At 72.5% G+C, this 25,639-nt stretch carries 24 protein-coding genes; 23 read left to right on the top strand and 1 reads right to left on the bottom strand.

The features are described 5' to 3' along the window. The first annotated feature begins 17 nt into the window (after positions 1-17). The 18 genes from ACLJT4_RS11715 to ACLJT4_RS11630 all read left to right on the top strand — a co-directional run bounded on the left by ACLJT4_RS11715 (position 18) and on the right by ACLJT4_RS11630 (position 18,437). Positions 18-347 carry a TcmI family type II polyketide cyclase gene (locus ACLJT4_RS11715; RefSeq protein ID WP_016573121.1) on the top strand — a complete coding sequence of 110 codons (330 nt, stop codon included), beginning with the start codon at positions 18-20 and terminating at the stop codon, positions 345-347. Beyond that, positions 344-1,615: a beta-ketoacyl-[acyl-carrier-protein] synthase family protein gene (locus tag ACLJT4_RS11710; RefSeq protein ID WP_411122205.1), complete on the top strand. Its 1,272-nt coding sequence runs from the start codon at positions 344-346 to the stop codon at positions 1,613-1,615. Before ACLJT4_RS11715 ends, ACLJT4_RS11710 begins: the two co-directional genes overlap by 4 nt. Further along, a complete protein-coding gene (locus ACLJT4_RS11705) occupies positions 1,612-2,868 on the top strand; it encodes a ketosynthase chain-length factor (protein WP_411122204.1) in 1,257 nt (418 codons plus the stop codon). The genes ACLJT4_RS11710 and ACLJT4_RS11705 overlap by 4 nt, the downstream gene beginning before the upstream one ends. Continuing rightward, positions 2,865-3,128 (top strand): acyl carrier protein, encoded by a 264-nt coding sequence (locus ACLJT4_RS11700; protein WP_411122203.1) that lies wholly within the window; start codon positions 2,865-2,867, stop codon positions 3,126-3,128. Before ACLJT4_RS11705 ends, ACLJT4_RS11700 begins: the two co-directional genes overlap by 4 nt. 80 nt (positions 3,129-3,208) lie before the next feature. Next, on the top strand, positions 3,209-3,991 hold the full coding sequence (gene fabG / locus ACLJT4_RS11695) for a 3-oxoacyl-ACP reductase FabG (RefSeq protein WP_411122202.1): 783 nt from the start codon (positions 3,209-3,211) through the stop codon (positions 3,989-3,991). A 31-nt stretch (positions 3,992-4,022) separates the two neighbouring features. Continuing rightward, a complete protein-coding gene (locus ACLJT4_RS11690; RefSeq protein WP_411122201.1) occupies positions 4,023-4,970 on the top strand; it encodes an aromatase/cyclase in 948 nt (315 codons plus the stop codon). A 2-nt stretch (positions 4,971-4,972) separates the two neighbouring features. Next, positions 4,973-6,466, top strand: a complete 1,494-nt coding sequence (locus tag ACLJT4_RS11685; protein WP_411122200.1) for an FAD-dependent monooxygenase — start codon at positions 4,973-4,975, stop codon at positions 6,464-6,466. Between the two features lie 38 nt (positions 6,467-6,504). After that, complete coding sequence (locus ACLJT4_RS11680) at positions 6,505-7,266, top strand: SDR family oxidoreductase (RefSeq protein WP_162483936.1); 762 nt, start codon at positions 6,505-6,507, stop codon at positions 7,264-7,266. A 97-nt stretch (positions 7,267-7,363) separates the two neighbouring features. Continuing rightward, entirely contained in the window at positions 7,364-8,653 is a 1,290-nt protein-coding gene (locus ACLJT4_RS11675) for an MFS transporter (RefSeq protein ID WP_411122199.1), read from the top strand. A 139-nt stretch (positions 8,654-8,792) separates the two neighbouring features. Next, complete coding sequence (locus tag ACLJT4_RS11670; RefSeq protein ID WP_411122198.1) at positions 8,793-9,977, top strand: acyltransferase family protein; 1,185 nt, start codon at positions 8,793-8,795, stop codon at positions 9,975-9,977. A gap of 34 nt (positions 9,978-10,011) precedes the next feature. Continuing rightward, positions 10,012-10,602 (top strand): NADPH-dependent FMN reductase, encoded by a 591-nt coding sequence (locus ACLJT4_RS11665; protein WP_411122197.1) that lies wholly within the window; start codon positions 10,012-10,014, stop codon positions 10,600-10,602. Positions 10,603-10,613: 11 nt separating this feature from the next. Then, positions 10,614-11,666, top strand: coding sequence for an aldo/keto reductase (locus ACLJT4_RS11660; RefSeq protein ID WP_411122369.1), 1,053 nt, complete (start codon positions 10,614-10,616; stop codon positions 11,664-11,666). Positions 11,667-11,819: 153 nt separating this feature from the next. Further along, positions 11,820-12,797, top strand: coding sequence for a dTDP-glucose 4,6-dehydratase (gene rfbB, locus ACLJT4_RS11655; RefSeq protein ID WP_411122196.1), 978 nt, complete (start codon positions 11,820-11,822; stop codon positions 12,795-12,797). A gap of 42 nt (positions 12,798-12,839) precedes the next feature. Continuing rightward, positions 12,840-14,150 (top strand): lipopolysaccharide biosynthesis protein RfbH, encoded by a 1,311-nt coding sequence (rfbH, locus tag ACLJT4_RS11650; RefSeq protein WP_411122195.1) that lies wholly within the window; start codon positions 12,840-12,842, stop codon positions 14,148-14,150. A gap of 191 nt (positions 14,151-14,341) precedes the next feature. Next, a complete protein-coding gene (locus ACLJT4_RS11645) occupies positions 14,342-15,094 on the top strand; it encodes an NAD-dependent epimerase/dehydratase family protein (protein WP_411122194.1) in 753 nt (250 codons plus the stop codon). A gap of 60 nt (positions 15,095-15,154) precedes the next feature. Next, on the top strand, positions 15,155-16,573 hold the full coding sequence (locus tag ACLJT4_RS11640) for an NDP-hexose 2,3-dehydratase family protein (protein WP_411122193.1): 1,419 nt from the start codon (positions 15,155-15,157) through the stop codon (positions 16,571-16,573). After that, a complete protein-coding gene (locus tag ACLJT4_RS11635) occupies positions 16,570-17,589 on the top strand; it encodes a Gfo/Idh/MocA family protein (RefSeq protein ID WP_411122192.1) in 1,020 nt (339 codons plus the stop codon). Before ACLJT4_RS11640 ends, ACLJT4_RS11635 begins: the two co-directional genes overlap by 4 nt. A gap of 44 nt (positions 17,590-17,633) precedes the next feature. Further along, the gene (locus ACLJT4_RS11630) at positions 17,634-18,437 is read left to right on the top strand and encodes an SAM-dependent methyltransferase (protein WP_411122191.1); all 804 of its coding nucleotides are present in this window, start codon (positions 17,634-17,636) and stop codon (positions 18,435-18,437) included. 9 nt (positions 18,438-18,446) lie between these two features. Here ACLJT4_RS11630 and ACLJT4_RS11625 read toward each other — a convergent pair whose 3' ends face one another. Then, positions 18,447-19,037, bottom strand: a complete 591-nt coding sequence (locus ACLJT4_RS11625; RefSeq protein ID WP_411122190.1) for a TetR/AcrR family transcriptional regulator — start codon at positions 19,035-19,037, stop codon at positions 18,447-18,449. Positions 19,038-19,187: 150 nt separating this feature from the next. On the opposite strand from ACLJT4_RS11625, the gene ACLJT4_RS11620 reads away from it, so the two are divergent. The 5 genes from ACLJT4_RS11620 to ACLJT4_RS11600 all read left to right on the top strand — a co-directional run bounded on the left by ACLJT4_RS11620 (position 19,188) and on the right by ACLJT4_RS11600 (position 25,391). Continuing rightward, the gene (locus ACLJT4_RS11620) at positions 19,188-20,432 is read left to right on the top strand and encodes a nucleotide disphospho-sugar-binding domain-containing protein (protein ID WP_411122189.1); all 1,245 of its coding nucleotides are present in this window, start codon (positions 19,188-19,190) and stop codon (positions 20,430-20,432) included. 107 nt (positions 20,433-20,539) lie between these two features. Then, positions 20,540-21,724, top strand: coding sequence for a nucleotide disphospho-sugar-binding domain-containing protein (locus ACLJT4_RS11615; protein WP_411122188.1), 1,185 nt, complete (start codon positions 20,540-20,542; stop codon positions 21,722-21,724). A gap of 47 nt (positions 21,725-21,771) precedes the next feature. Then, positions 21,772-22,959 (top strand): cytochrome P450, encoded by a 1,188-nt coding sequence (locus tag ACLJT4_RS11610; RefSeq protein WP_275462006.1) that lies wholly within the window; start codon positions 21,772-21,774, stop codon positions 22,957-22,959. A 50-nt stretch (positions 22,960-23,009) separates the two neighbouring features. Beyond that, complete coding sequence (locus ACLJT4_RS11605) at positions 23,010-24,149, top strand: nucleotide disphospho-sugar-binding domain-containing protein (RefSeq protein ID WP_411122187.1); 1,140 nt, start codon at positions 23,010-23,012, stop codon at positions 24,147-24,149. 93 nt (positions 24,150-24,242) lie between these two features. After that, a complete protein-coding gene (locus ACLJT4_RS11600; protein WP_411122186.1) occupies positions 24,243-25,391 on the top strand; it encodes a nucleotide disphospho-sugar-binding domain-containing protein in 1,149 nt (382 codons plus the stop codon). The last annotated feature ends 248 nt before the right edge of the window (positions 25,392-25,639 follow it).

The following is a 25,639-nucleotide window of genomic DNA, read 5'->3' as shown; positions in this document are numbered from 1 at the left end:
TTCGAAAGCAGGCACACATGCACACCACCCTGATCGTCGCCCGCATGGACCCCGCCTCCGCCGCCGACGTCTCCCGACTCTTCACCGACTTCGACACCACCGACCTGCCGCACCGCATGGGCACCCGCCGCCGCCAGCTCTTCTCCTACCGCGGCCTGTACTTCCACCTCCAGGACTTCGACGACGCCGACGGCGGCCAACGCATCGAGGAGGCCAAGGCCGACCCGCGGTTCGTCGCCATCAGCGACGACCTCAAGCCCTTCATCCAGGCGTACGACCCGGCCACCTGGCGCTCGCCGGCCGACGCCATGGCGCACCGCTTCTACCACTGGCAGGCCCGTTCATGACCGCCCGCCGCGTCGTCATCACCGGCATCGGCGTCCTCGCCCCGGGCGGCATCGGCACCAAGGACTTCTGGAGCCTGCTCAGCGAGGGCCGCACCGCCACCCAGGCCATCACCCTCTTCGACCCCGCCCCCTTCCGCTCGCGGGTCGCCGCCCAAGCCGCCTTCGACCCCGAGGAACACGGCCTCGGCCCGCAGGAAGTCCGTCGGATGGACCGCGCCGCGCAGTTCGCCGTCGTCACCGCCCGACAGGCCCTCACCGACAGCGGCCTGGACCGCGGCGAGCACCCCCCGCACCGCATCGGCGTCACCCTCGGCAGCGCGGTCGGCGCCTCCATGACGCTGGACCAGGAGTACCGCGTCGTCAGCGACGGCGGGCGCCTCGAAAACGTCAGCCACGCGTACGCGACCCGCCACCTCTACGACGCGTTCGTGCCCAGCTCGTTCGCCGCCGAGACCGCCTGGGCGGTGGCCGCCGAGGGCCCCACCACCGTCGTCTCCACCGGCTGCACCTCCGGCATCGACGCCGTCGGCCACGCCGTCGAACTCATCCGGGACGGCTCGGCCGACGTGATGGTCGCCGGCGCCACCGACGCCCCCATCTCGCCCATCACGCTGGCCTGCTTCGACGCCATCAAGGCCACCACGCCCCGCAACGACGACCCCGCACACGCCTCCCGGCCCTTCGACGGCACCCGCAACGGCTTCGTCCTGGGCGAAGGCGCCGCCCTCTTCGTGCTCGAAGAACTCCAGGCGGCCCGCCGGCGCGGCGCCCACATCTACGCCGAGATCGCCGGCTACGCCCAACGCTGCAACGCCTTCCACATGACGGGCCTGCGCCCCGACGGCGCCGAAATGGCCACCGCCATCGACGCCGCCCTCGCCGAGGCCCGCACCAATCCCACCGACATCGACTACGTCAGCGCCCACGGCTCCGGCACCAAGCAGAACGACCGGCACGAGACCGCCGCCCTGAAGAAGAGCCTCGGCGACCACGCCTACCGCGTCCCCGTCAGCTCCATCAAGTCGATGGTCGGCCACTCGCTGGGCGCCATCGGCTCCATCGAGATCGCCGCCTGCGCCCTGGCCATGGAGAACCACGTCGTGCCCCCCACCGCCAACCTCCACACCCCCGACCCCGAGTGCGACCTGGACTACGTCCCGCTGACCGCGCGTGACTGGCGCACCGACACCGTGTTGACCGTGGGCAGCGGCTTCGGCGGGTTCCAGAGCGCCATGGTGCTGACCCGGCCCGGAAGGAACGCCGCGTGAGCCCCGCCACCGTGGTCACCGGCATCGGCATCACCGCCCCCAACGGCCTGGGAACCAGGCACTACTGGGACGCCACCCGCACCGGCCGCAGTGCCATCGCACCGGCCACCCGCTTCGACCCCACCGGATATCCCGCCCAACTCGCCGGCGAAATAACCGACTTCACCGCCGAGGACCACCTGCCGGGACCGCTGCTCGCACAGACCGACCGCGTCACCCGCCTGGCCCTCCTCGCCGCCGACTGGGCACTCGCCGACGCCGGCATCACCCCCGGCACCCTCGACCCCTACGCCATGGGCGTCGTCACGGCCAGCTCCTCCGGCGGCTTCGAATTCGGGCAGAACGAACTGAGGGCCCTGTGGAGCAAGGGCAGCCGGCACGTCAGCGCCTACCAGGCGTTCGCGTGGTTCTACGCCGTCAACACCGGCCAGATCTCCATCCGGCACGGCATGAAGGGGCCCAGCGGCGTCGTCGTCAGCGACCAGGCCGGCGGCCTGGACGCCCTCGCCCAGGCACGACGCCACATCCGCAAGGGCACCCCGCTCGTGCTCTCCGGCGGTCTCGACGCCTCCCTGTGCCCGTGGGGTTGGGTCGCCCAGCTCGCCAGCGAGCGCCTGAGCACCTCCCGGGACCCGCACCGCGCCTACCTGCCCTTCGACGCGGCCGCACACGGCCACGTACCGGGCGAGGGCGGTGCGCTGCTCCTCCTCGAAGACGCCGACGCCGCGCGGGACCGCGGCGCGCACGTCCACGGCGAGATCGCCGGCTACGGCGCGACGTTCGACCCGGCCCCGACCAGCGGCCGACCCCCGACCCTGCGCCGGGCCATCGAACTGGCCCTGGACGACGCCCGGACGGCACCGGCCGACATCGACGTGGTCTTCGCCGACGCCGCGGCCCTGCCCGAACTGGACCGCATCGAGACCCGGGCGCTCACCGACGTCTTCGGCGCCCACGCCGTGCCCGTCACCGCCCCCAAGACGATGATCGGCCGCCTCAACTCCGGCGCCGCGCCGCTGGACGTGGCCGCCGCCCTGCTCGCCCTCCGCGACGGGCTCATCCCCCCGACGGTCAACGTCACGCCCGACCCCAGTCACCCCATCGACCTGGTCACCGAGGCCCGCCCGGCCGCCCTGCGCACCGCGCTGGTCCTGGCCCGCGGCCACGGCGGCTTCAACTCCGCACTGGTCGTCCGCGCCGCCGACCCCGGCCAGCACGACGCACCAGCCGACCCGCGAGAGGGACGCACATGACCCGACCCACCTTCACCTTCGACGACCTCAAGGAGATCCTGCGCGAGGGCGCCGGAGCCGATCCGGAGACGCTGGCCGAGACGACCCTCGACGCCACCTTCGGCGACCTCGGCTTCGAATCGCTGGCCCTGCTGGAGACCCTCGGCCGCATCGAGCGGCAGTACGACCTCGCCCTGGACGACGCGGCGTTCACCGGGGCCACCACCCCCAGGGCCCTGATCGCCCTGGTCAACGAGCAGCTCAACAGCGCCGTCGCCTGAAGCCGTCGGCGCCGTGCCCGCCCGTCGATGCCCGGCACGGCGCCGACACCCCCCGCCCACCCCCTTCGTGAAGGAGAACCGTGCCCGACCAGCAGCCCGTCGCCCTCATCACCGGCGGCACCAGCGGAATCGGACTGGCCACCGCCCGCCTCCTGGCCACCCAGGGCCACGCCGTCTACCTCGGCGCCCGCACCCCCGAGGACGTCACCCGCACCGTCGCGGAACTGCGCGCCGAGGGCCTCACCGTCGACGGCAGCAGCTGCGACGTGCGGGACGGCGCGCAGGTCACCGCCTTCGTCCAGGCCGCCGTCGAGCGCTTCGGCACCGTCGACGTCCTGGTCAACAACGCGGGGCGCAGCGGCGGCGGCGTGACCGCCGACGTCCCCGACGACCTGTGGGCCGACGTCCTGGCCACCAACCTCACCAGCGTCTTCACCGTGACCCGCGAGGTCCTCAACGCCGGCGGCATGCGCAAGAAGAACCGCGGCCGCATCATCAACATCGCCTCCACCGCGGGCAAGCAGGGCGTCGTCCTCGGCGCCCCCTACTCGGCCTCCAAGCACGGCGTCGTCGGCTTCACCAAGGCCCTGGGCAACGAACTGGCCCCCACCGGCATCACCGTCAACGCGGTCTGCCCCGGCTACGTCGAAACCCCGATGGCTCAACGCGTCCGGGCGGGCTACGCCGCCGCGTACGACACCACCGAGGACGCGGTCATGAAGAAGTTCACCGCCAAGATCCCCCTCGGCCGCTACACCACCCCGGAGGAAGTGGCCGGCCTGGTGGGCTACTTGGCCTCCGACACCGCCGCCGCCATCACCGCCCAGGCCCTCAACGTCTGCGGCGGCCTGGGCAACTTCTGACCGTCCGGCGCACCAGCTAAGGAGACCCACCATGACGCAACCGGGCCCGCGCACCGTCGAGCACGAGATCACGATCTCGGCCCCGGCCCGCGCCGTGTACCAGCTGCTCGCCCAGGTGGCGAACTGGCCCAGGATCTTCCCGCCGACCCTCCACGTCGAGCAGCTCGAACAGGACGGGCACAGCGAGCGGATCCAGATCTGGGCCACCGCCAACGGCGAACCCAAGAACTGGACGTCCCGCCGCACCCTGGACCCCGAAGGGCTCCGCATCGACTTCCGCCAGGAGGTCTCCGCCCCGCCGGTGGCGTCCATGGGCGGTGCCTGGGTCATCGAACCGCTCGCCGCGGACCGCTCCCGCGTCCGCCTCCTGCACGACTACCGCGCCGTCGACGACGACCCCGACAAGCTCCAGTGGATCGACCGGGCCGTCGACGACAACTCCCGCCAGGAACTGGCCGCGCTCAAGACCAACGTCGAAGCCGACCGGGCCGCGGGGGAGTGGACCTTCTCCTTCGAGGACACCGTGCACATCGACGGCGCCCCGCGCGACGTCTACGACTTCATCAACGAAGCGGACCGGTGGCCGCAGCGGCTCCCGCACGTCGCGGAGGTCGACCTCGCCGAAGCCACCCCCGGCCTCCAGCACCTGACGATGGAGACCCGGGCCAAGGACGGCTCCACCCACACCACCCAGTCCTACCGCGTCTGCTTCCCGCACCGGCAGATCGCCTACAAGCAGACCACCCTGCCGGCACTGATGACCCTCCACACCGGCCGGTGGACCTTCCAGGAGCACGGCAGCGGCGTACGGGCCACCTCCCAGCACACGGTCGTCCTCAACCCCGCCAACATCTCCGCCGTCCTCGGCCCGCAGGCCGGCATCCCCGAAGCCACCGCGTACGTGCGCGGCGCCCTGAGCACCAACAGCCGCGCCACCCTCGGCCACGCCAAGGACTACGCCGAAGCCCGGCGGCAGTGACCATGACGGCACCCGCCCTCGACACCCCCGTCGTCGTGGTCGGCGCCGGACCGGTCGGACTGATGCTCGCCGGCGAACTGCGGCTGGGCGGCGCAGAGGTGACCGTGCTGGAACAACGGCCCGCGCCCACCACCGAATCCCGCGCCTCCACGCTGCACGCCCGCACCATGGACATCCTCCACCAACGCGGTCTGCTCGCGGAGTTGGGTGACCCGCCCCGTGGCGGCCCCGGCCACTTCGGCGGCATGCGCCTGGACCTGACCGGCCCCAGCCCGCACAGCGGCCAGTGGAAGGTCCCCCAGGCCCGCACCGAGGCCCTCCTCGCACGGTGGGCCACCGGCCTGGGCGCCCGGATCCTGCGCGGCCACCGCCTGGTCGGCCTGGCCCAGACGGGCGACCACGTCCGCGCCGACGTCGTGGCGGACGGCGTCCACCGCACCGTGCGCGCCCGCTACCTCATCGGCTGCGACGGCGAGACCAGCACCGTGCGGGAGTTGGGCGGGTTCGCCTTCCCCGGCCACGACGCCACCAAGGAGCTGCTGCGCGCCGACGTCGCCGACGTCACCGTGCCCGACCGGCGGTTCGAACGTCACCCGGGCGGCCTGGCCATCGCCTCCCGCGGCCCCGGCGGCGTCACCCGCGTCATGGTCCACCGTTACGGCACCCCGGCCGCGCCCCGGACCACCGACCCCACCTTCGAGGAGGTCACCGCAGCCTGGAAGCACGTCACCGGCGAGGACCTCACCCACGGCCGCCCGCTCTGGCTCAACGCCTTCGGCAACGCCTGCCGCCAGGCCGACCGCTACCGCAACGGCCGGATACTGCTCGCCGGTGACGCCGCGCACCACCAAATGCCGGTCGGCGGGCAGGCGTTGAACCTGGGCCTGCACGACGCGGTCAACCTCGGCTGGAAACTCGCCGCGCACCTCGGCGGCACCGCCGGCGACGGCCTGCTCGACAGCTACCACGACGAACGCCACCCGGTCGGCGCCCGCATCCTGGGCAACATCACCGCCCAGGCACTGCTCCTACTCGGCGGCCCCGAAGTGGAACCGCTGCGCGCCGTGTTCGGCGAACTCCTCGCCCTGCCCGAGGCCCGCACCCACCTCGCCGCCATGATCAGCGGCCTGGACCACGCCTACCCACCCGACCCCGGCCACCACCCCCTGGTGGGCACCCCCGTGCGCCACCACGCACTGCGCACCACCACCGAGGCCACCGACACCTTCACGCCGCTCCAGACAGGCCGCGGCCTGCTCGTCGACCTCACCGACGACCCGGCCCTCGCCACGTGCGCCGCCCCCTGGGCGGACGGCCGGGTCCGGGCCCTGCGCGCCACCGTGCCGCCCGGCACCGCACCACCGCCCTTCACCGCCGCACTCGTCCGGCCCGACGGCCACCTCGCCTGGGTCGACGGCACGCCCGACAGCCTGGCGGCCGCCCTGCGGCGTTGGTTCGGGCCACCCCACGTCAGCCCCCGGGCCACCAGGCGCTGACCGCACACCACCCCCACCACGACACCAAGGAGGACACCGTGGGCAAGCTCGCGGGAAAGACCGCACTGGTCACCGGCTCCAGCCGCGGCATCGGCCGCGCCACCGCCCGGCGCCTGGCGCGCGAGGGCGCCACCGTCGCCGTGCACTACACCGCCGACGAACGGGCCGCCGCGCAGACGGTCGCCGACATCGAGGCCGACGGCGGCCGGGCCTTCGCGGTCCGCGCCGAACTGGGCGTCCCCGGTGACGTCGAGACCCTCTTCGAGGCCCTCGAAGCCGGGTTGAAGGACCGCACCGGCACCACCACCCTGGACGTCCTGGTCAACAACGCGGCCATCATGGGCGGCGTGGCGCCCGAAGAGGTCACCCCGGAACTCTTCGACCGCCTGGTCGCCGTCAACGCCAAGGCGCCGTTCTTCATCGTGCAGCGCGCGCTGACCCTGATCCCCGACGGCGGGCGCATCGTCAACATCTCGTCCGGCCTGACCCGCTTCGCCAACCCCCAGGAGGTCGCCTACTCGATGACCAAGGGCGCCGTCGAGCAGCTCGCCCTGCACTTCGCCAAGCACCTGGGGCCGCGCGGCATCACCGTCAACAGCGTCGCCCCCGGCATCACCAACAACGGCAGCCCGGTCTTCGACATCCCCGAAGCCGTCGAGCAGATGGCCCAGATGTCGGCCTTCGGCCGGGTCGGCGACCCCGGCGACGTCGCCGACGTGGTCGCCTTCCTCGCCTCCGACGACGCCCGCTGGATCACCGGTGCCTTCCTCGACGCCACCGGCGGAACCCTCCTGGGCTGACCCCCAACCCGCCCGCCCCGCCGCCCCGCGCGGCACCGGCCGCGGCCCCTCCGGGGCGTCGCGGCCGGCCCACAGCCCACCCCTTGGCGGTGACACCATGGCGCACCCGCACGCCTCACCCGCACACCCCGCCGCACCCCACGACCCGCCCCGCGCCCGCGGTGGTTGGGCCCTGTTGCTCGTGCTCGCCGGCAACATGCTGATCGACGCCCTGGAAGTCTCCGTCGTCATCGTCGCCCTGCCCCCGATCAGCGCCGGCCTGGGCCTGACCCCGCTCGCCGTGCAGTGGGTCATGGGCGGCTTCGCACTCGGCTTCGCCGGGCTGCTCCTCGTGGGCGCCGCCCTGGTCTCGCGCTTCGGACGCCGCCCCCTCTACCTCGGGGCCCTCGCCGTCTTCGTCCTGGCCTCCCTGGCCGGCGGACTGACCAGTGACCCCACCCTGCTGGTCGTCACCCGCGTCCTGAAGGGCGTCTGCGCCGCCCTGACCGCACCCACCGGCCTGGCCATCATCACCACCACCTACCGCGAGGGCCCCGAACGCCGGCGTGCCGTCTCCGTGTACACCTTCTTCGGCGCCATCGGCTTCACCGCCGGACTGCTCCTCTCCGGAGCTCTGGCCTCCCTCGACTGGCGGCTGACGTTCCTGTGCACGGCACCGGCCGCCCTGCTCCTGCTGTGCCTGGCCACCCGCGCCATTCCCCGCGACCCCCGCCGCGGGACCGGCCGGCCCCGCACACCGTTCCGGCCCCCGTACCACCTGCTGACCAACGGGCGCCTGCTCCGCAGCGCACTGGGCGCCGCCACCCTCAACGGCACCTACCTCGCCCTGTTGGTCCTGGCGGCCTTCTACCTCCAGACCGCCTGGCACTGGTCCCCGTGGCAGACCGCACTGGCCTTCCTGCCCGCCTGCACGCCCCTGGCCGTCGCCGCCCTCTTCGCCGGCCCGATGGTCGCCCGCTTCGGCGCCCCGCGGCTGATCGCCCTGGGCGCGGTGGCGCCCCTGGCCGGGTACCTCCTCGCCCTCGCCGCCACCCCGCCGCACTCCTATGCCGCCGGTCTGCTGCCCACGTTGGTGCTGGTCGGCACGGGATTCGTGCTGTCCTTCACCGCCTTGAACCTGCATGCCGGCAGCGCGTTGCCGGCCATCGACCGCCCCGCCGCCACCGCGCTGTACCAGACCGCCGTCCAACTGGGCGCGGTCCTTGTACCCACGGCCAGCGCCGCACTGCTGACGGCGCAGCTGGCCGGCCGGCCACCCGGCGCACCCGGCACCGCGGGCGCCTACCGGGCGCCCCTGGTACTGGTCAGCGTCGTCGCAGCCATCGGTCTCGCCCTCGCCCTGTGGGGGTTGCGCGCCGTCAAGTCCTCTCGCAGCACGGCACGTTGAGGCAGTCGGCGGGTGGTCGGGCGGGTACCGCCGCCCCAGACTGTTGCCCATCACCCGCCCGCCACCGACGCACCGGCCGAACGGTTTTCCCCGGCACCGCATGCCCAGGCACCGAACTCCCGAAGGAAGGCACCCGCCCATGACGCCCCCCGCCCCACCCTCCAGACTGCCCTCGCTCACCGGCATGCGGTTCCTGGCCGCCGCGATGGTCTTCGCGGTGCACGGCGCCGCCGCCGGCGCCTTCCGTGACATCGGCGCGGCCGCCGACTACTTCCGCTTCTTCGGCAACGCGGGCGCCCTCGGGGTCTCCTTCTTCTTCGTCCTCAGCGGTTTCGTGCTGACCTGGTCGGCCCGGCCCACCGACACCACCACCGGGTTCTGGCGCCGACGACTGTTGAAGATCTTCCCCAACCACCTGGTCACCTTCGTCGTCGCACTGGTGCTCCTGGCCCTGATCGGCACCACGGTCGCCACCAAGCAGACCGTGGTCACCCTGTTCCTGCTGCACGCCTGGATGCCCGACAGCTCCTACGTCGAGGCCGCCAACAACGTCAGCTGGTCGCTGTCGGTGGAGCTGCTCTTCTACCTGTCCTTCCCGCTGCTCATCAAGGCGGTCAACAAGATCCGGGCCGGCCGCCTGTGGTACGCCGCCGGGATCAGCGCCCTGCTGGTCGTCCTGATGCCGGTGATCGCCCAGCACCTGCTCCCAGGCACCCCCCACTACTCGTTCCTGCCGGTGTCCTGGACCCAGATCTGGTTCGTCTACGTCTTCCCGGCCGTCCGCCTCCTGGAGTTCCTGCTCGGCATGATCATGGCCCGGATCCTGCTCACCGGCCGCTGGATCAACCTGCCGATCGTCCCGGCCGCCGTCCTCACGGTCGTCGCCTACCTGGTCCCGATCTACGTCGACCACAACCCGCTGTTCAACTACGCGGCCTTCACCATCGTCCCGCTGGCCCTGCTGATACCGGCCGCCGCCGCAGCCGACGTCCAAGGCCGCCGCACCCTGGTCAGCACCCGGCCCATGGTGTGGCTGGGCGAGATCTCGTTCGCCTTCTACCTCGTCCACTACCTGGTCCTGAAGTTCGGCCACCGGGCCTTCGGCTCCCAACCCAACATCTTCGGCCAGCCCTCCGGACCCGCCTGGAGCACGCCGGTCGCCCTCGCCTTCCTCCTGGGCTGCTTCGCCGTCTCCGTCGTCGCGGCCTGGGCGCTGTACGCAGGCGTCGAACGCCCGGCCATGCGCCGGTGGTCCCGGCCCAAGAACCGCCGCCCGCGGCAGGACGAACCGCAACCCCACGGCGTCCCCGCCGACGCCCGCTGAACCACCACCACCCCGCCCTCCGAGAGGACCCCCCATGTCCGCACAGCAGCCCCTGCGCCTGGCCGTCATCATCGGCAGCGTCCGCGACGGCCGGTTCGGCCCCACCGTCACCGAGTGGTTCACCCGGCTCGCCGCCCAGCGCCCCGACCTGGACGTCGACGTCATCGACCTGGCCGACGTCCCCCTGAGCACCACCGGCCCGACCCGCGAACCCTCGCCCGAGATGACCGCGGTCCTCGCCACCACCCGCCCCCGGCTCGCCCGGGCCGACGCCTTCGTGGTCGTCACCCCCGAGTACAACCACAGCTTCCCCGCCGCCCTGAAGAACGCCATCGACTGGCACCTGGCCGAATGGCAGGCCAAGCCCGTCGGCTTCGTCTCCTACGGCGGCATCGCCGGCGGCCTGCGCGCCGTCGAACAGCTCCGCCAGGTCTTCGCCGAACTCCACGCCGTCACCGTCCGCGACACCGTCAGCTTCCACGGCGGCGTCGCCGCCTTCGACGACCAGGGCCAACCCAAGGAGCCCGAGGGCTGCGAGACCGCCGCCAAGGCCCTGCTGGACCAGCTCACCTGGTGGGCCCACGCGCTGCGCCGGGCACGCGCCGAGCGTCCCTACGGCGCGTGACCGCCATGCCCATGAAGTACGACGTCCTGGGCAGGACCGGGCTACGAGTCTCCGAACTCGCCCTGGGCGCAGGCACGTTCGGCGTCGACGACTGGGGCGCCTCCACGGAGGTCGCCGCCCGACTCGTCGACACCTACGCCCAGGCCGGCGGCAACTTCCTCGACACCGGCAACGTCTACGGCGGCGGACGCTCCGAGGAGTGCCTGGGAACCGTCCTGGCCGGCGGCCGCCGCGACCACTTCGTACTGGCCACCAAGTACAACGCCATGACCAGGCCGGGCGACGTCAACTCCGCCGGCAACCACCGCAAGAACCTCGTCGCCTCTCTGGAAGCCAGCCTGCGCCGCCTGCGCACCGACCGCATCGACCTGCTCTGGCTGCACGCCCGGGACGCCCTCACCCCCGTCGAAGAGGTGATGCGCGCCCTCGACGACCAGATCCGCGCCGGAAAGGTCCTCTACGTCGGCGCCTCCAACTGGCCCGCCTGGGAGGTCTCCCGCGCCAACATGCTCGCCGACCTGCGCGGCTGGTCCGCCTTCGCCGGCCTCCAGGCCCGCTACAACCTGCTGGACCGCACCCCCGAGCGGGACCTGCTCCCCATGGCCGCGGCCTGCGACGTCACCGTCTTCGCCTGGGGCGCACTGGCCGAAGGGCGACTGACCGGCAAGTACCTGCGCGGCGAGCGCGGCCGGCTGTCCGTGGAGAACTGGGCCGGCGACAGCGACGACGACACCGCCCTGGTCCGCGAGGTCGTCCGCATCGCCGACGAAGGGGGCTGGACGCCCGCCCAGGTGGCCCTCGCCTGGCTGCGCACCCGCCCCCACCCGGTCCTCCCGATCCTCGGCGCCACCCGCCCCGAACAGCTCCACGACACCCTGGCCAGCCTGGACGTGACCCTGGACCGCGCACACCTCACGCGCCTGGACGACCTCAGCGCCCCCACGCTGGGCTTCCCCCGCGACCTGATGCGCCACCCCAAATACACCCGCGGCGCCTACGGAGACCGCTGGCAGGACATCGAACGACGCCGGCCCCCGGCCCGTACCGTGACCGACGTCCTGTAACCCCCAGCCCACACCGGGCCGGGCCCGGGCCCGCCCCGCGCCCCGTCCGGTCCGGGCCCGCCCGCCCAAGGAGAGCCACCAGATGACTCCCGCTCGCGCCGCCGGCCCCAGCAGAAGGCAGCCGCCCCGCACCCCCACAGGAGGCACCACCCGATGAAACTCCTCGTCACCGGCGGTGCCGGCTTCATCGGCTCGCACTTCGTCCGGATGCTCCTCGATGACCGCTTCGCAGGTTGGGAAGGCGCCCGCGTCACCGTCCTGGACAACCTCACCTACGCCGGCAACCGCGCCAACCTGCCCCCCTCCCACCCGCGCCTGGAGTTCGTCCGGGGCGACATCTGCGACACCGACCTGCTGTGCGACCTGCTCCCGGGCCACGACGCCGTGGTCCACTTCGCCGCCGAATCCCACGTGGACCGCTCGATCTCGGGCCCGGCCGACTTCTTCCGCACCAACGTCCTGGGCACCCAGTCCGTGATGGAGGCCGCCCTGCGGTGCGGCACCGAACGGGTCGTCCACGTCTCCACCGACGAGGTCTACGGCTCCATCGAGGACGGTGCCTGGACCGAGGACTGGCCGCTGCTGCCCAACACCCCCTACGCCGCCTCCAAGGCCGGCTCCGACCTGGTGGTCCGCTCCTACTGGCGCACCCACGGCATCGACGTGTCGCTCACCCGTTGTTCCAACAACTACGGCCCCTACCAACACCCCGAAAAGCTCATCCCGCTCTTCGTCACCCACCTCCTCCAAGGCCAGCCCGTACCCCTGTACGGCAACGGCCACAACGTGCGCGAATGGCTGCACGTCGAGGACCACTGCCGCGCCATCGGCCTGGTCCTCAACAAGGGCGGGGCGGGGGAGACCTACAACGTCGGCGGCGGCAACGAACGCACCAACCTCGACATCACCCAGGCCCTCCTCGACCTGTGCGGCGCCGACTGGTCCCAGGTACGGCGGGTCGCCGACCGCAAGGGCCACGACCTGCGCTACGCCCTGGACGACAGCAAGATCCGCCGGGAACTGGGCTACGCGCCACGGATCGGTTTCGACCGGGGACTGGCCGACACGGTCGCCTGGTACCGGGACAACGCCGACTGGTGGCAGGACACCGGCACCCGGGTGTCGCGGTGAGCGAGGAAGTGACCATCCGCGTCCGGACATCAAGGAGACCAAGTGGACACCCGCGACGCTAAGGCGCTGCTGCTGGACGACGTACGCACGTACCACCGCCAGACCCAGGCCGACCAGCGATTCGTCCCCGGCCAGACCGAGATCTGGCCCTCCGGCGCCGTCCTCGACGAAGACGACCGGGTCGCCCTCGTCGAGGCGGCGCTGGACCTGCGCATCGCCGCGGGACGCAGCGCCCGCAAGTTCGAATCCGCCTTCGCCCGGACCCTCAAGCGCCGCAAGGCCCACCTGACCAACTCGGGATCCTCGGCCAACCTCCTGGCCCTCTCCGCGCTGACCTCGCACCTCCTGGAGGACCGGCGACTGCGTCCGGGCGACGAGGTCATCACCGTGGCCGCGGGGTTCCCGACCACCGTCAACCCCATCCTGCAAAACGGACTGGTCCCCGTCTTCGTCGACGTCGAACTGGGCACCTACAACACCACCGCCGACCGCGTCGCCCAAGCCATCGGGCCCCGCACCAAGGCGATCATCATCGCGCACGCCCTCGGCAACCCCTTCGAGGTCGCCGCAATGGCCCAACTCGCTGAGGAACACGACCTGTTCCTCATCGAGGACAACTGCGACGCGGTCGGCTCCACCTACGACGGCCGACTCACCGGCACCTTCGGTGACCTGGCCACCGTCAGCTTCTACCCCGCCCACCACCTCACGATGGGCGAGGGCGGCTGCGTCCTGACCTCCAACCTCGCCCTGGCCCGCATCGTGGAATCGATGCGCGACTGGGGCCGGGACTGCTGGTGCGAGCCCGGCGAGAACGACAAGTGCCTCAAGCGCTTCACGTACCAGATGGGCGACCTGCCGGCCGGCTACGACCACAAGTACATCTTCTCCCACGTGGGCTACAACCTGAAGGCGACCGACCTCCAGGCCGCCCTGGGCCTGACCCAGTTGACCAAGCTCGAGGAGTTCGGCGCCGCCCGCCGCCGCAACTGGCGGCGCCTGCGGGAGGGTCTGGACGACGTGCCCCACCTGCTGCTCCCCGAGGCCACTCCGCGCAGCGACCCCAGCTGGTTCGGCTTCGTGCTCACCATCGACCCCGACGCCCCCTTCCGGCGCGCCGAGCTCGTCGACTTCCTCGAAGGCCGCAAGATCGGCACCCGCCGCCTGTTCGCCGGGAACCTCACCCGGCACCCCGCCTACATCGGCCAACCGCAGCGCGTGGTGGGGGAGTTGACCAACAGCGACCTGATCACCGAGCACACCTTCTGGATCGGCGTGTACCCCGCGCTGACCGACGAGATGCTCGACTACGTGATCGACTCGATCCGGGAATTCGTCAAGACGCACAGCTGACGGACCCCGCCGGGCCGACGGCGAACGTGCACACCCGTCCCCCGCACCACCCCTCGCCCGCCCCGCCGGTGGCTCAGGACCTCGCGTGACGGCGCGGCCGCAACGCATCCCGGGGTGACGCCGCGACGCGCCGCGAGCCCCGCACGACACGCTCCCCGGCCCAGGCCGAGGGCCCCCTTCGAGAGGTTCCGATGGACATAGTGGGAAACGGGTTCCTCGCCCGCCACCTGACACCCCTGGCCGAGCGCCACCCCGACACGGTGGTGCTGGCCGCCGGCGTCTCCTGGGCCAGTCACACCTCGGACGCCGACTTCGCCCGCGAGGCCGCCCTGCTGCGCGAAGTCGCCGCGGAATGCCGGGCCACCGCACGTCGCCTGCTGTTCTTCTCCACCGCGTCCACCGGGATGTACGGCACCGCGGACGGCCCCGGGCACGAGGACCTCACCATCACGCCGTGCACCCCCTACGGCGCCCACAAGATCGCCATGGAGCGCCACCTGCGCGCCTCGGGCACCGACTTCCTGGCGCTGCGCCTGGGCCATCTGGTCGGCCCCGGACAACCGCCCCACCAACTCCTGCCCACCCTGCTGCGCCAACTCCACCTGGGCTCCGTGGCCGTCCACAAGGACGCCACCCGCGACCTGATCGACGTCGACGACGTCATCGCCATCGTCGACCACCTGCTGACCCGCGGCGCGAGCCGGCAGATCGTCAACGTGGCCTCCGGCGTCGCGGTGCCCGTCGACCGCATCATCGACCACCTTGAGGAGCGCACCGGGCTGCACGCCACCCGCAGCTACGTCGACGTCGGCGGCCACCACACCATCTCCATCGCCAAGCTCCGCAGCCTCGTCCCCGAGGTCGCCGCCATGGGGTTCGGCCCCGACTACTACCGAGGCGTCCTCGACGACTTCCTGGCCGCCGCCACCCCGGCAACCCCCTGATCCCGCCCCGGGTCCGTCCCGACCGACAGGAACTCCCGCCGGAGTTCGGAAAGTTGGATCATGCCGTCCCACGCCGACGCCTCCCACGCCGCGCCGCCCACGGTGCGGCCCCGCGCCGACGCCACGACCGCCGAACGGTTCGCCCGCTCCGCAGCCGCCCTCGAACCCACCGCCCCCGCCGCCTCCGGAACCCCCGACGTCCCCGCCTGGCTCGGCCGGCGACGACGCGCCCACGACTTCCGCGTCGAACGGATCCCGCTGGCCGACCTGGAGGGCTGGACGTTCGCCCCCACCACCGGCAACCTCGGCCACCACAGCGGCAAGTTCTTCACCGTCGAGGGGCTGGACGTCACCGCCGTCGACGACGAGGGCCACCAGCACTGGCAGCAGCCCATCATCCGCCAGCCCGAAGTCGGCATCCTCGGCATCCTGGTCAAGGAGTTCGACGGCGTCCTGCACTTCCTGATGCAGGCCAAGATGGAGCCGGGCAACCCCAACCTGGTGCAGCTCTCGCCCACCGTCCAGGCCACCCGCAGCAACTACACCCGGGCCCACCGCGGCGCCGCGGTGAAGTACATCGAGTACTTCACCCGCCCCGGCCGCGGCCGGGTGCTCGCCGACGTCCTCCAGTCCGAACACGGTTCCTGGTTCTTCCGCAAGAGCAACCGCAACATGATCGTGGAGGCCGACGGCGACGTCCCCCTCCTGGAGGACTTCCGCTGGCTGACCCTCGGTCAGATCGACGACCTCCTCCATCAGGACAACGTCGTCAACATGGACGCCCGCACCGTCCTGTCCTGCATCCCCCTGCCCGACGCCCACGGCCGGGCCCACCTCTCGGACACCGAGCTGCTGTCGTGGTTCACCGAGGAACGCGCCCGCCACACCGTCACCGCCACCCGCATCCCCCTGGCCGACGTCAGCGGCTGGAAGCGCGGCCCCTACGTCGTCGAGCACGAGGAGGGCCGCTACTTCAAGGCCGTCGGGGTGTCGGTGCGGGCCGGGAACCGCGAGGTCACCGGCTGGACCCAACCCCTCTTCGAACCGGTCGAACCCGGCGTCGTCGCGTTCCTGACCCGCACCTTCGACGGCGTCCCGCACGTCCTGGCCCACGCCCGCGTCGAAGGCGGCTTCCTGGACGCCGTCGAACTCGGCCCCACCGTCCAGTACACCCCCGCCAACTACGCGCACCTACCGGCCCGACGCCGGCCCCCCTTCCTCCAGCACGTCCTGGCCGCGCCCCCCGAGGCCGTCCGCTACCAGGCCGTCCACTCCGAGGAGGGCGGCCGCTTCCTCAACGCCGAGAGCCGCTACCTGATCGTCGAAGCCGAGCAGACCACCGCCCCGCTCACCCCGCCGGCCGGCTACCAGTGGGTCACCCCCGGCCAACTCACCTCGCTGGTCCGCCACGGCCACTACGTCAACGTCCAGGCCCGCACCCTCCTGGCCTGTCTCGGCGCGATGCGGCCGGCCCGATGACCCGCCCGCTGCGCCTCGGCGTCCTGGGCCTGGCATCCATCGCCCGCCGCCGCATGCTGCCCGCCATGGCCGCCTGCCCCGACGTGCAGATCACCGCCCTGGCCAGCCGGGACGTGTCCGCCGCCGAGCAGGCCGCCGCCCAGTACCGCTGCCAGGCGGCCCCCGACTACACCGCGCTGCTGGCCAGGCCGGACGTCGACGCCGTCTACGTCCCGCTGCCCGCCGCCCTGCACGCCACCTGGACCCGGGCCGCCCTCGACGCCGGCAAACACGTGCTGGCGGAGAAGCCCACCACCACCAACGCCGCCGAAACCCGCGCACTGCTGTCCCTGGCCCGCTCCCGCGGCCTGGTCCTGGCGGAGAACGTCATGTTCCTCCAGCACGCCCAACACGCCACCGTCCAATGCCTCGTCCGCGACGGCGCGATCGGCGAACTCCGTTCGTTCGCAGCCCAGTTCAGCATTCCCGTGCTGCCCGACGACGACATCCGGCACCGCCCCGAACTGGGCGGCGGCGCACTGGCCGACGTCGGCGTCTACCCGCTGCGCGCCGCCCTGCACCTGCTCGGCGCGGACCTCGACGTGGTCGGCGCCGCCCTCACCCACGGCGCCGGCCGCCGGGTGGAAACCGCCGGCGGCGTCCTCCTGCAGAGCGCCACGGGCGTCACCGCGCACCTCACCTTCGGCCTGGACCACGCCTACCGCTCCTGGTACGAGCTGTGCGGCAGCACCGGCCGCATCGTCGTCGACCACGCCTTCACACCGCCGGCCGACCACGCCCCCGTCCTCCGCATCGAACGCGGCACGGGGAGCGAAGAGCTGCACCTCCCGCCCGACGACCAAGTCACCAACACCCTGACCGCCTTCGCCGCGGCCGTCCGCACGCCCACGCAGCGTCCCGCACCGGACCCGATGGTGCTGCGCCAGGCGGAACTGCTGGACGCCGTCCGCCACCGCGCCGTCGTCCACCACGCCCGGCCCGCCACCGCGCACGGCGCGGCCCGCCACCCGGCGTGAGACCGCACCCGCACCCACCGACCCCACCCCGTCAGGAGCCCGTGATGACCGCGACCCTTCCGTGGATCCCCGAGGACATGGACCGCCACACCGCCAGCGCCGCCCGCGCCTACGACTACCTCCTGGGCGGCACCCACCACTTCCCCGCCGACCGCGAACTGGGCGACCAGGTCCTGTCGGTGCTGCCGGCCAACGTCATGGCCCGACAGAACCGGGACTACCTCCAGCGCGTGATGGGCTTCCTGCTGACCGCCGGCGTCCGCCAGTTCATCGACCTCGGTTCCGGCCTGCCGGTCATGGGCAACGTCCACGAGATCGCCCGACAGGCCGATCCGCACGCCCGCGTCGTCTACGTCGACAACGAACCGGCCACCGTCGCCCACAGCGCGCTGCTCCTGCGCGACGAGGAACGCACCGCCATGGTCGCCGCCGACATCCGTGACCCGAAGGCCGTCCTGGAGGCCGAGGCCACCACCCGGCTCATCGACTTCTCCCAGCCCGTCGGCTTCCTCATGCTCGGCGTCACCCAGTTCCTGCCGGACGACGCACAGCTGTGGGAGATCACCGCCCGCTACCGCGACGCCCTGCCCGCCGGCAGCTACCTCGCCCTGTCCTGCTTCACCTGGGACAACGACGCCGACACCATGCGCCGCACGATCGAGATGTTCGAGAACAGCGGGCGCGCCCCGATCGTGCCCCGCACCGGCGCCGAAGTCACCCGCCTGCTGGGCGACTTCGAACTCCTCGACCCCGGGCTGGTCTTCACCCCCCAGTGGCGCCCCGACGCCACCTCCGGCGACGCCGACGAGCGCTCCAACCTCTACGCCGCCGTCGCCCGCAAACCCTGACCCCCCGGCTCAGGCGCCCTCGCCGTGGGCGGTCTCCACCATGTCCGTGGCGATCGCCAACAGCGCCGTGCGCTTGACCTCCGGATCCCCCTCGAAGTGCCCCAGCGCGAACGTCCCGAAGTGCAGCGTGAACAGCGCGCCCATGCACCGCAACTGCTCGATCAGCGGAGTCTGCGGATCGGTGAGCATCTCGCCGATGGCCGTCATCTGCTGGTTGAACTCCTGACCGACCTTCAAGTCCCGCAGCGTCGCCTCGTTCTCCCGCATGAACCGGAACAACGGGACCGTGGCGTCCATCGCCGCCCCGTACCGGCGCAGCAGCTCCTTCTTCGTCTCCAACGTCGGCGGCTGCTGCCGCCCCCAGGCGATGAGGTCGTCCACCGGACGTCCCAGGTCCTCGAAGATGCTCTGGAGGATGTCCTCCTTGGACCTGAAGTGGTAGTAGATCGCGGGCTTGGTGACCCCCAGGACCTCCGCGATCTCCCGCAGCGAGGTCTTCTCGTAGCCGTGCCGCACGAACAGCTCCAGCGCCACTTCCTGGATGCGCTTGCGGGTGTCCCCCCGGTCCTTCCTGGCGCCACTGCCGGCCACGGTCGTCACTCCTCGATCTCCTCGCACCCACGGGCGAAAGCCGCCCCTCCAGAGGCCACTTGCGCTCCACCGGAGGGCAGGCGGCCAGGCCCGAGTCTACGTCCGACCACCCGCACCGCCGCCGGCGGTGACCCCGCACGACCATGCGAAAGGAACGCGATGCGCGTTGTGTTCTCGGTGTCCAACTGGCCCGGGCACTGGTTCTCCATGGTGCCCCTGGGCTGGGCCCTGCAAGCCGCCGGTCACGAGGTCAAGGTCCTGTGCACCCCCTGCCAGACCGAACCGCTGACCCACGCCGGACTGCTCGCGGTACCCGTCCTGGAGGCGATGGACATGACCGTGCGGGGCCGGCTGCACAACTACCGCAAGGCGCGCGCGGGCACCTGGGCCTTCGCCGGCCTGCCCCCGCACCCCCTGACCGGCGAACAGCTCACCTCCCTCGACGCGTTCGACATGGACACCTGGTCCAAGGAGAACCACGACTGGGCCGTCGGCGTCACCGCCCGCAGCTGCGACGCGGCCGTGGACTTCGCCCGCTGGTGGCGGCCCGAACTGGTCGTCAACGACCTGATGAGCCTGGAAGGCCCCCTGGTCGGACGGGCCCTGAACGTCCCGGCGCTGCTCCACCTGTGGGGACCGATGGGCCCCCAGGACCCGGTTCCCGGCGCCCCGCCCGGCGCCAGCTTCGTCCCCATGGACCCCAGCGACGCCTTCTCCCGGCACCACGCGGGTCGGATGGGACCGGACGTCTACGAGCACGTCATCGACCCCTCACCCACCACCGCCCGCCCGCCGCTGGACGCCCACCGCATCCCCGTGCGCCACGTCCCCTACAACGGCCCCGGCGCCGTTCCGCCCTCCCTGACCGGCCACCACGGCACCAAGCCGCGCGTCTGTGTGGTGTGGGGGACCTCCGTCAGCGGCGTGTACGGACCGGCCTCCTTCGCCGTGCCGCGCATCCTCGAAGCCCTCGCCGACCTCGACGTCGAGGTCCTGCTGACCCTCACCGGCGCCGACCGCGCCCGCATCACGCAGGCCGGCCCGCTCCCGCCCGGCGTGCGCCTGTTGGAACGCACCCCCCTGCACCTGCTGCTGCCGGCCTGCGACGCGGTGATCCACCACGGCGGTGCCGGCTGCACCATGACCGCCCTGGCCGCCGGCACGCCGCAGCTCGCGATCCACGCCGGATCCGACCAGGAAGTGATCGCCGAGCGGCTCGCCGGCGTCCGCGCCGCCCAGTCCCTGCCCAACGCGCACGCCGACCCCGAGGCCATCCGGACCGCCGTCCGCCGCCTCCTGGACGACCCCGTCCACCGCGACACCGCCGCGCGACTGCGCCGGGAGATGACGGACCTGCCCACCCCGGCGGAACGCGTCGACACCCTCACCGCCCTCGCGCGCTGACGTCCACGTCGGCAGCCAGGACCCACCCGTCCCCCGCCGAGCCCGCCCCGACCGCCCGCCCGGGACCCGGCCCCGCCCCGCGCCTGCGCAGCCCCAAGGAGAACCCGATGCGCGTCCTGGTGATGACCACCCCCGACCCCAGCCACCTGCCGCCCCTGGTCCCCGTGGCGTGGGCCCTGCGCGCCGCCGGCCACGACGTCCTCGTCCTCGGCCAACCCGACAGCGCCGAGTCGGCCCGCACCGCCGGACTGAACTTCGTGAGCCTGGGCGACTGGTTCCGCACCGAGGAACTGGTGCTGCGCGCCCTGGCACCCGGCAAGCGCCCCCTGGAGTCCCGCCCCCGCGCCGACCCCCGGATGAAGGGCGGCTTCGGCGGCGTGTGGATCGAGCACGCCAAGGACATGGCCGGCACCTACCTCGACTTCGCCCGCGCCCACCGCCCGGACCTGATCCTCTCCGACCCGCTCAACTACAGCGCCCTGATCGCCGGCGGGGTCCTGGGCGTCCCGGCCGTCCACCACCGCTGGGGCGTCGACCCGATCGGCACCCCCCGCCTGCCGGCCGCCCGGCAGGAGCTCCAGGCGACGTGCCAGGCCCTGGGGCTCGACGCCCTGCCCGACCCCGCCGCCGTCCTCGACCCTTGCCCCACCGCCCTCCAACTGCCCGAACTGACCGGCCAAACCCCCCTGCGCTACGTGCCGTTCAACGGCAGCGGCACCGTCCCCGACTGGCTCCGCGCCGAGTGGGGCCGGCCCCGCACCGGCCCGCACCGCGTGGTGGTCTCACTGGGCCGACGCACCCTCGCCTACCACGGCGTCCCCTTCACCCGGACCCTCCTGCACGCGCTGGGTGAGCTGCCCGACGTCGAACTCCTCGCCACCGTCGGCGCCGACCACCGCCAGCAGATCGGCCCGGTGCCCGACGCCGTCCGCATGGTCGACCCCTTCCCGCTCCATCTCGCCCTCGACTCCTGCGACGCGATCGTCACCCACGGCGGCTCCGCCACCACCATGACCGCCGCCCTGTACGGACTGCCCCAACTCGCCCTGCCCCAGATGGCGGACTGCTTCGCCCACGGCGACCGCCTGGCCGCCACCGGCGCCGGTCTCACGCTCGACACCGTCGCCGCCCAGGACGACCCCGACCAGCTGCGCCGGTCCCTGACCCGCCTGCTCACCGACCCCCAGCACGCCGAGGCGGCCGCCGCACTGCGCCAGGACATGGAGCGGATGCCCACCCCCGCCCAGACCGTCGGCACCCTCGAACGGCTCGCCGGACACCGCACCCGTTGACCCCCCACGCCACACACCCCGAGCACCCCGGACCGAAAGGCACGACCGTGACGAACGCCAGCACGCAGTGGACCTTCCACGAGGACCAGTTCTGGATGCGGGGCGAACTGCCCCCGGGCAGGGTCTGCTACGACGAGAAGAAGGGACTGTGGAACGTCTACGGATACGCCGAATGCCTCCAGGTCCTGGGCGACGCGGAGACCTTCTCCTCCGACCTGAGCATCCTGGCCCCCGAAGGCAAGCGGCAGATCTTCCCCGGCAACCTCACCACGATGGACCCGCCCGAGCACACCAAGATGCGCAAGATCGTCAGTGGGGTGTTCACCCGCGGCGTGGTCGCCGCCCTCGAACCCCGCATCAAGGCGATCACCCACGAACTGCTCGACCAGGTCGAGCCCGGCGACGCCTTCGACCTCGTCGAGGTCCTCGCGCACCCCCTGCCCGTCATCGTCATCGCCGAACTGCTGGGCATCCCCGCCGGCGACCGCCACGTGTTCCGCGAGTGGGTCAGCAAACTGCTGGAGAACAACCAGAGCTTCTCCACCGGCGAGGACACCGAGGAACTGCGCAAGCAGCGCGAAGAGACCTTCGTGCAGATCAACAACCTCTCCACCTACCTGCGCGAACACGTCGAGCAGCGCATCGCCGAGCCCCGCGACGACCTCCTCACCAAGCTCGTCCAGGCCGAGGTCGACGGCGAACGCCTCTCCACCGCCGAGATCGTCAACTTCGCCTTCGTCCTCCTGGTGGCCGGCCACATCACCACCACCATGCTGCTGGGCAACACCATCCTGTGCCTGGACGCCCACCCGACGGCGCTGAAGAGCGTCCGCACGGACCGCAGCCGCATCCCCGCGGCCATCGAGGAGTCCCTGCGCCTCTTCGCCCCGCTGGCGGCCCTGCGCCGGGTCACCCGCAAGCCCGCACGGATCGGCGACGTCGAGATCCCCGAGCTCCAGGTCGTCATGGTCTGGACGGCCGCCGCCAGCCGCGACCTCGACCAGTTCCGCGACCCGAACACCTTCGACCTGGACCGCGGCAACAACCCGCACCTGTCCTTCGGCCGCGGCTCCCACTTCTGCATGGGCGCCCCGCTGGCCCGCCTGGAGGGCCTCCTCGCCCTGGACATCCTCTTCGACCGCTTCCCGGCACTGCGCTGCGATCCCGACCAGGCACCCGTCTTCATGCCCGGCGCCAACGTGATGGGCGTGGAGTCCCTGCACCTGCTCACCTGACCGGCCACCGGAGCCCACCCGTCCCGCGGCGTCCCGAAGGAACACCCCACATGAAGCTGCTCTTTGTCGCCGGGCCCACGCCCTCCAACATCTTCGCCCTCGCCCCCCTGGCCGCCGCCGCCCGCAACGCCGGCCACCAGGTGTTCATGTCCGCCCCCAAGGAACTCACCTCGGTGGTCACCGGCGTCGGGCTGCCCGCCATCGCGGCCACCACCACCGACCTGACCGCCCTCAAGGCCACCCGCCGCTCCGGCGAACCCGAACACGTCCCCGATGACGTCGACCACCCGGACTTCATCCAGTACACCGGCCGTTGGTTCGGACGCCTGGCCGCGCACAGCCTCGTCCGGCTGCGCGAGGTGGTGGCCGCCTGGCGCCCCGACGCCCTCGTCGGCGGCCCGCACGCCTACGCCGCGGCCCTGCTGGCCCACGAGTACGACGTCCCCTGGATACGCCACTCCTGGACCGCCCTGGACACCGTCGGCATCCACACCGGCAGCGAAGGCGAACTCACGCCCGAACTGGCCGAGTTGGGTCTGGGCCGGTTGGTCCTGCCCGACCTGCTCGTCGACAACTGCCCGCCGGCCATCCGCCCCGCCGGCGCCGCCCCCGCCCAACAGATCCGCTGGACCCCCCTCAACACCCAACGCCCCCTCGAACCGTGGATGTACACCCGTCCCGCCCGGCGCCGGGTCTGCGTGACCGGCGGCAGCATGGCCACCACCAGCAACAACTTCGACCTGATCCGCAGCATGGTGCAACGCCTGACCGCACTCGACGCCGAGATCGTCATCCCCGCCCCGGCGGAGGTCGCCGACGAACTCCACGCCCAGTTCCCGCAGGTCAGGGCCGGCTGGATCCCCTTGGACGTCCTCATGCCGACCTGCGACCTCATCGTCCACCACGCCGGCGGGCTGACCGGACTGACCGCCTCCCTCGCCGGCGTCCCCCAGCTCCTCCTGCCCCAGGAGGCCAAGGTGCACGAGGCCGCCCGCCTGGTCGCCGACTACGGCGCCGCCCGCAGCCTGCTGCCCCACGAAGTGGACCCGGACAGCGTCGGCAAGGCCCTCGACGCGCTCCTGGACGACCCCGCCTACACGGACCGCTCCCACGACCTGGGCCGTGAGATCGCCGCCATGCCCAGCCCGGCCGAGGTCGTCGCCGTACTGGAAGACCTCGCCGCCCGCTGAACCCGCGCGCCCGGGGCCGGGGGAGCGGTCACCACCCCCGGCCCCACCCCACCCCCACCCCACCCCCAGGCACCCACCCGTGAAGAAGGACCGATGAGAATCCTGTTCGTCACCGGCGGCGGGCCGGCCACCGTCTTCGCCCTGGCACCACTGGCCACCGCCGCCCGCGGTGCCGGCCACGAGGTGTTCATGGCCGGCAACGCCGATCTGCTGCCCGCCATCACCGCCTCGGCGCTCCCGGCGATCCCCACCACGGACCTGCCCGTCCAGCACTTCACCACCCAGGACCGCGCGGGCCGCCCGGTCGACTCCCCGCTGGGCAAGTCCCTCGCCGAACAGGGCCACTTCACCGGCCGCTGGTTCGGCCGCCTGGCCGCCGCGAGCCTCCCCGCGCTGCGGCAGTTCAGCCGGCACCGGCGCCCGGACCTGATCGTGGGCGGCACCACCACCTACGCCGCCGCCCTCCTCGCCGCCGAACTCGGCGTCCCCTACGTACGGCAAGCCTGGGACGCCATCGACGCCCGGCACATCCACCCCGGCGCCGACGAGGAACTCCAGCCGGAACTGGCCGAGTTGGGGCGCGGCCGGCTCCCCGAACCGGACCTGTTCCTCGACGTCTGCCCGCCCAGCCTCCGCCCCCGTCACGCGGCCCCCGCCAGACCCCTGCGGTTCGTCCTGGGCAACCAACACCGCCCCCTCGAACCGTGGATGTACACCCGCACCGACCGCCCCCGCATCTGCTTGACCGCCGGCAGTCAGGTCACCCGCGACGTCCGGCACCGCCTCTACGAATTCCTCACCCGCGCCCTCGCCGAAGTCGCCCCGCTGGGCGCCGAGGTCCTCGTCGCGGCCCCCGAAGCCCTCGCCCCCGACCTCCGCGCCAGGCACCCCGACGTGCACGCCGGCTGGGTCCCCCTGGACGTCGTCGCCCCCACCTGCGACCTGCTCGTCCACCACGGCGGCGGCGTGACCAGCCTGACCGGCATGTGTGCCGGCACCCCCCAAGTCATCGTGCCGGGCGCCGAGATGCTCGCCGGTGCCGCCCGCGCCCTGGCCGACCACGGTGCCGCCCTGACCCTGCCCACCGGCGACGACACCCCCGAGGCCCTCGGCCGGGCCTGCCGGCGGATGCTGGCCGACGACGCCCCGCGCCAGCGCGCCCAGGCCCTGCGCGAAGAGATCCAGGCCATGCCCACGCCCGCCGCCACCGTGCGGGTGCTGGAAGACCTGACGCGCCGGTAGGGCGTGTCCGAGGGGCCGGGGCCGCGGCCGCCCGACACTGCCTTGACCTTCCCCTGACACGGGCTGACCTTCCCCTGACACCAGCCGGAAGGTCCCTGACACCGGCCGCAAAGTTCCCTGAAATCAACGCCGTTGACCCCGTACGCCCCCGAAGATAGATTTCCTAGGGTTCGCGGTATTCCTCGCTCGTCGCCGAATACCGCACCGCGCAGTGCCCAGGCACCGCGCCCGGCCGGCCGCGGCGGACG

Origin of the sequence: Streptomyces sp. x-19, from assembly GCF_046549115.1 — a bacterium.
GTDB lineage: Bacteria > Actinomycetota > Actinomycetes > Streptomycetales > Streptomycetaceae > Streptomyces > Streptomyces albulus_C.
This window is presented reverse-complemented; position numbering and strand designations above follow the sequence as displayed.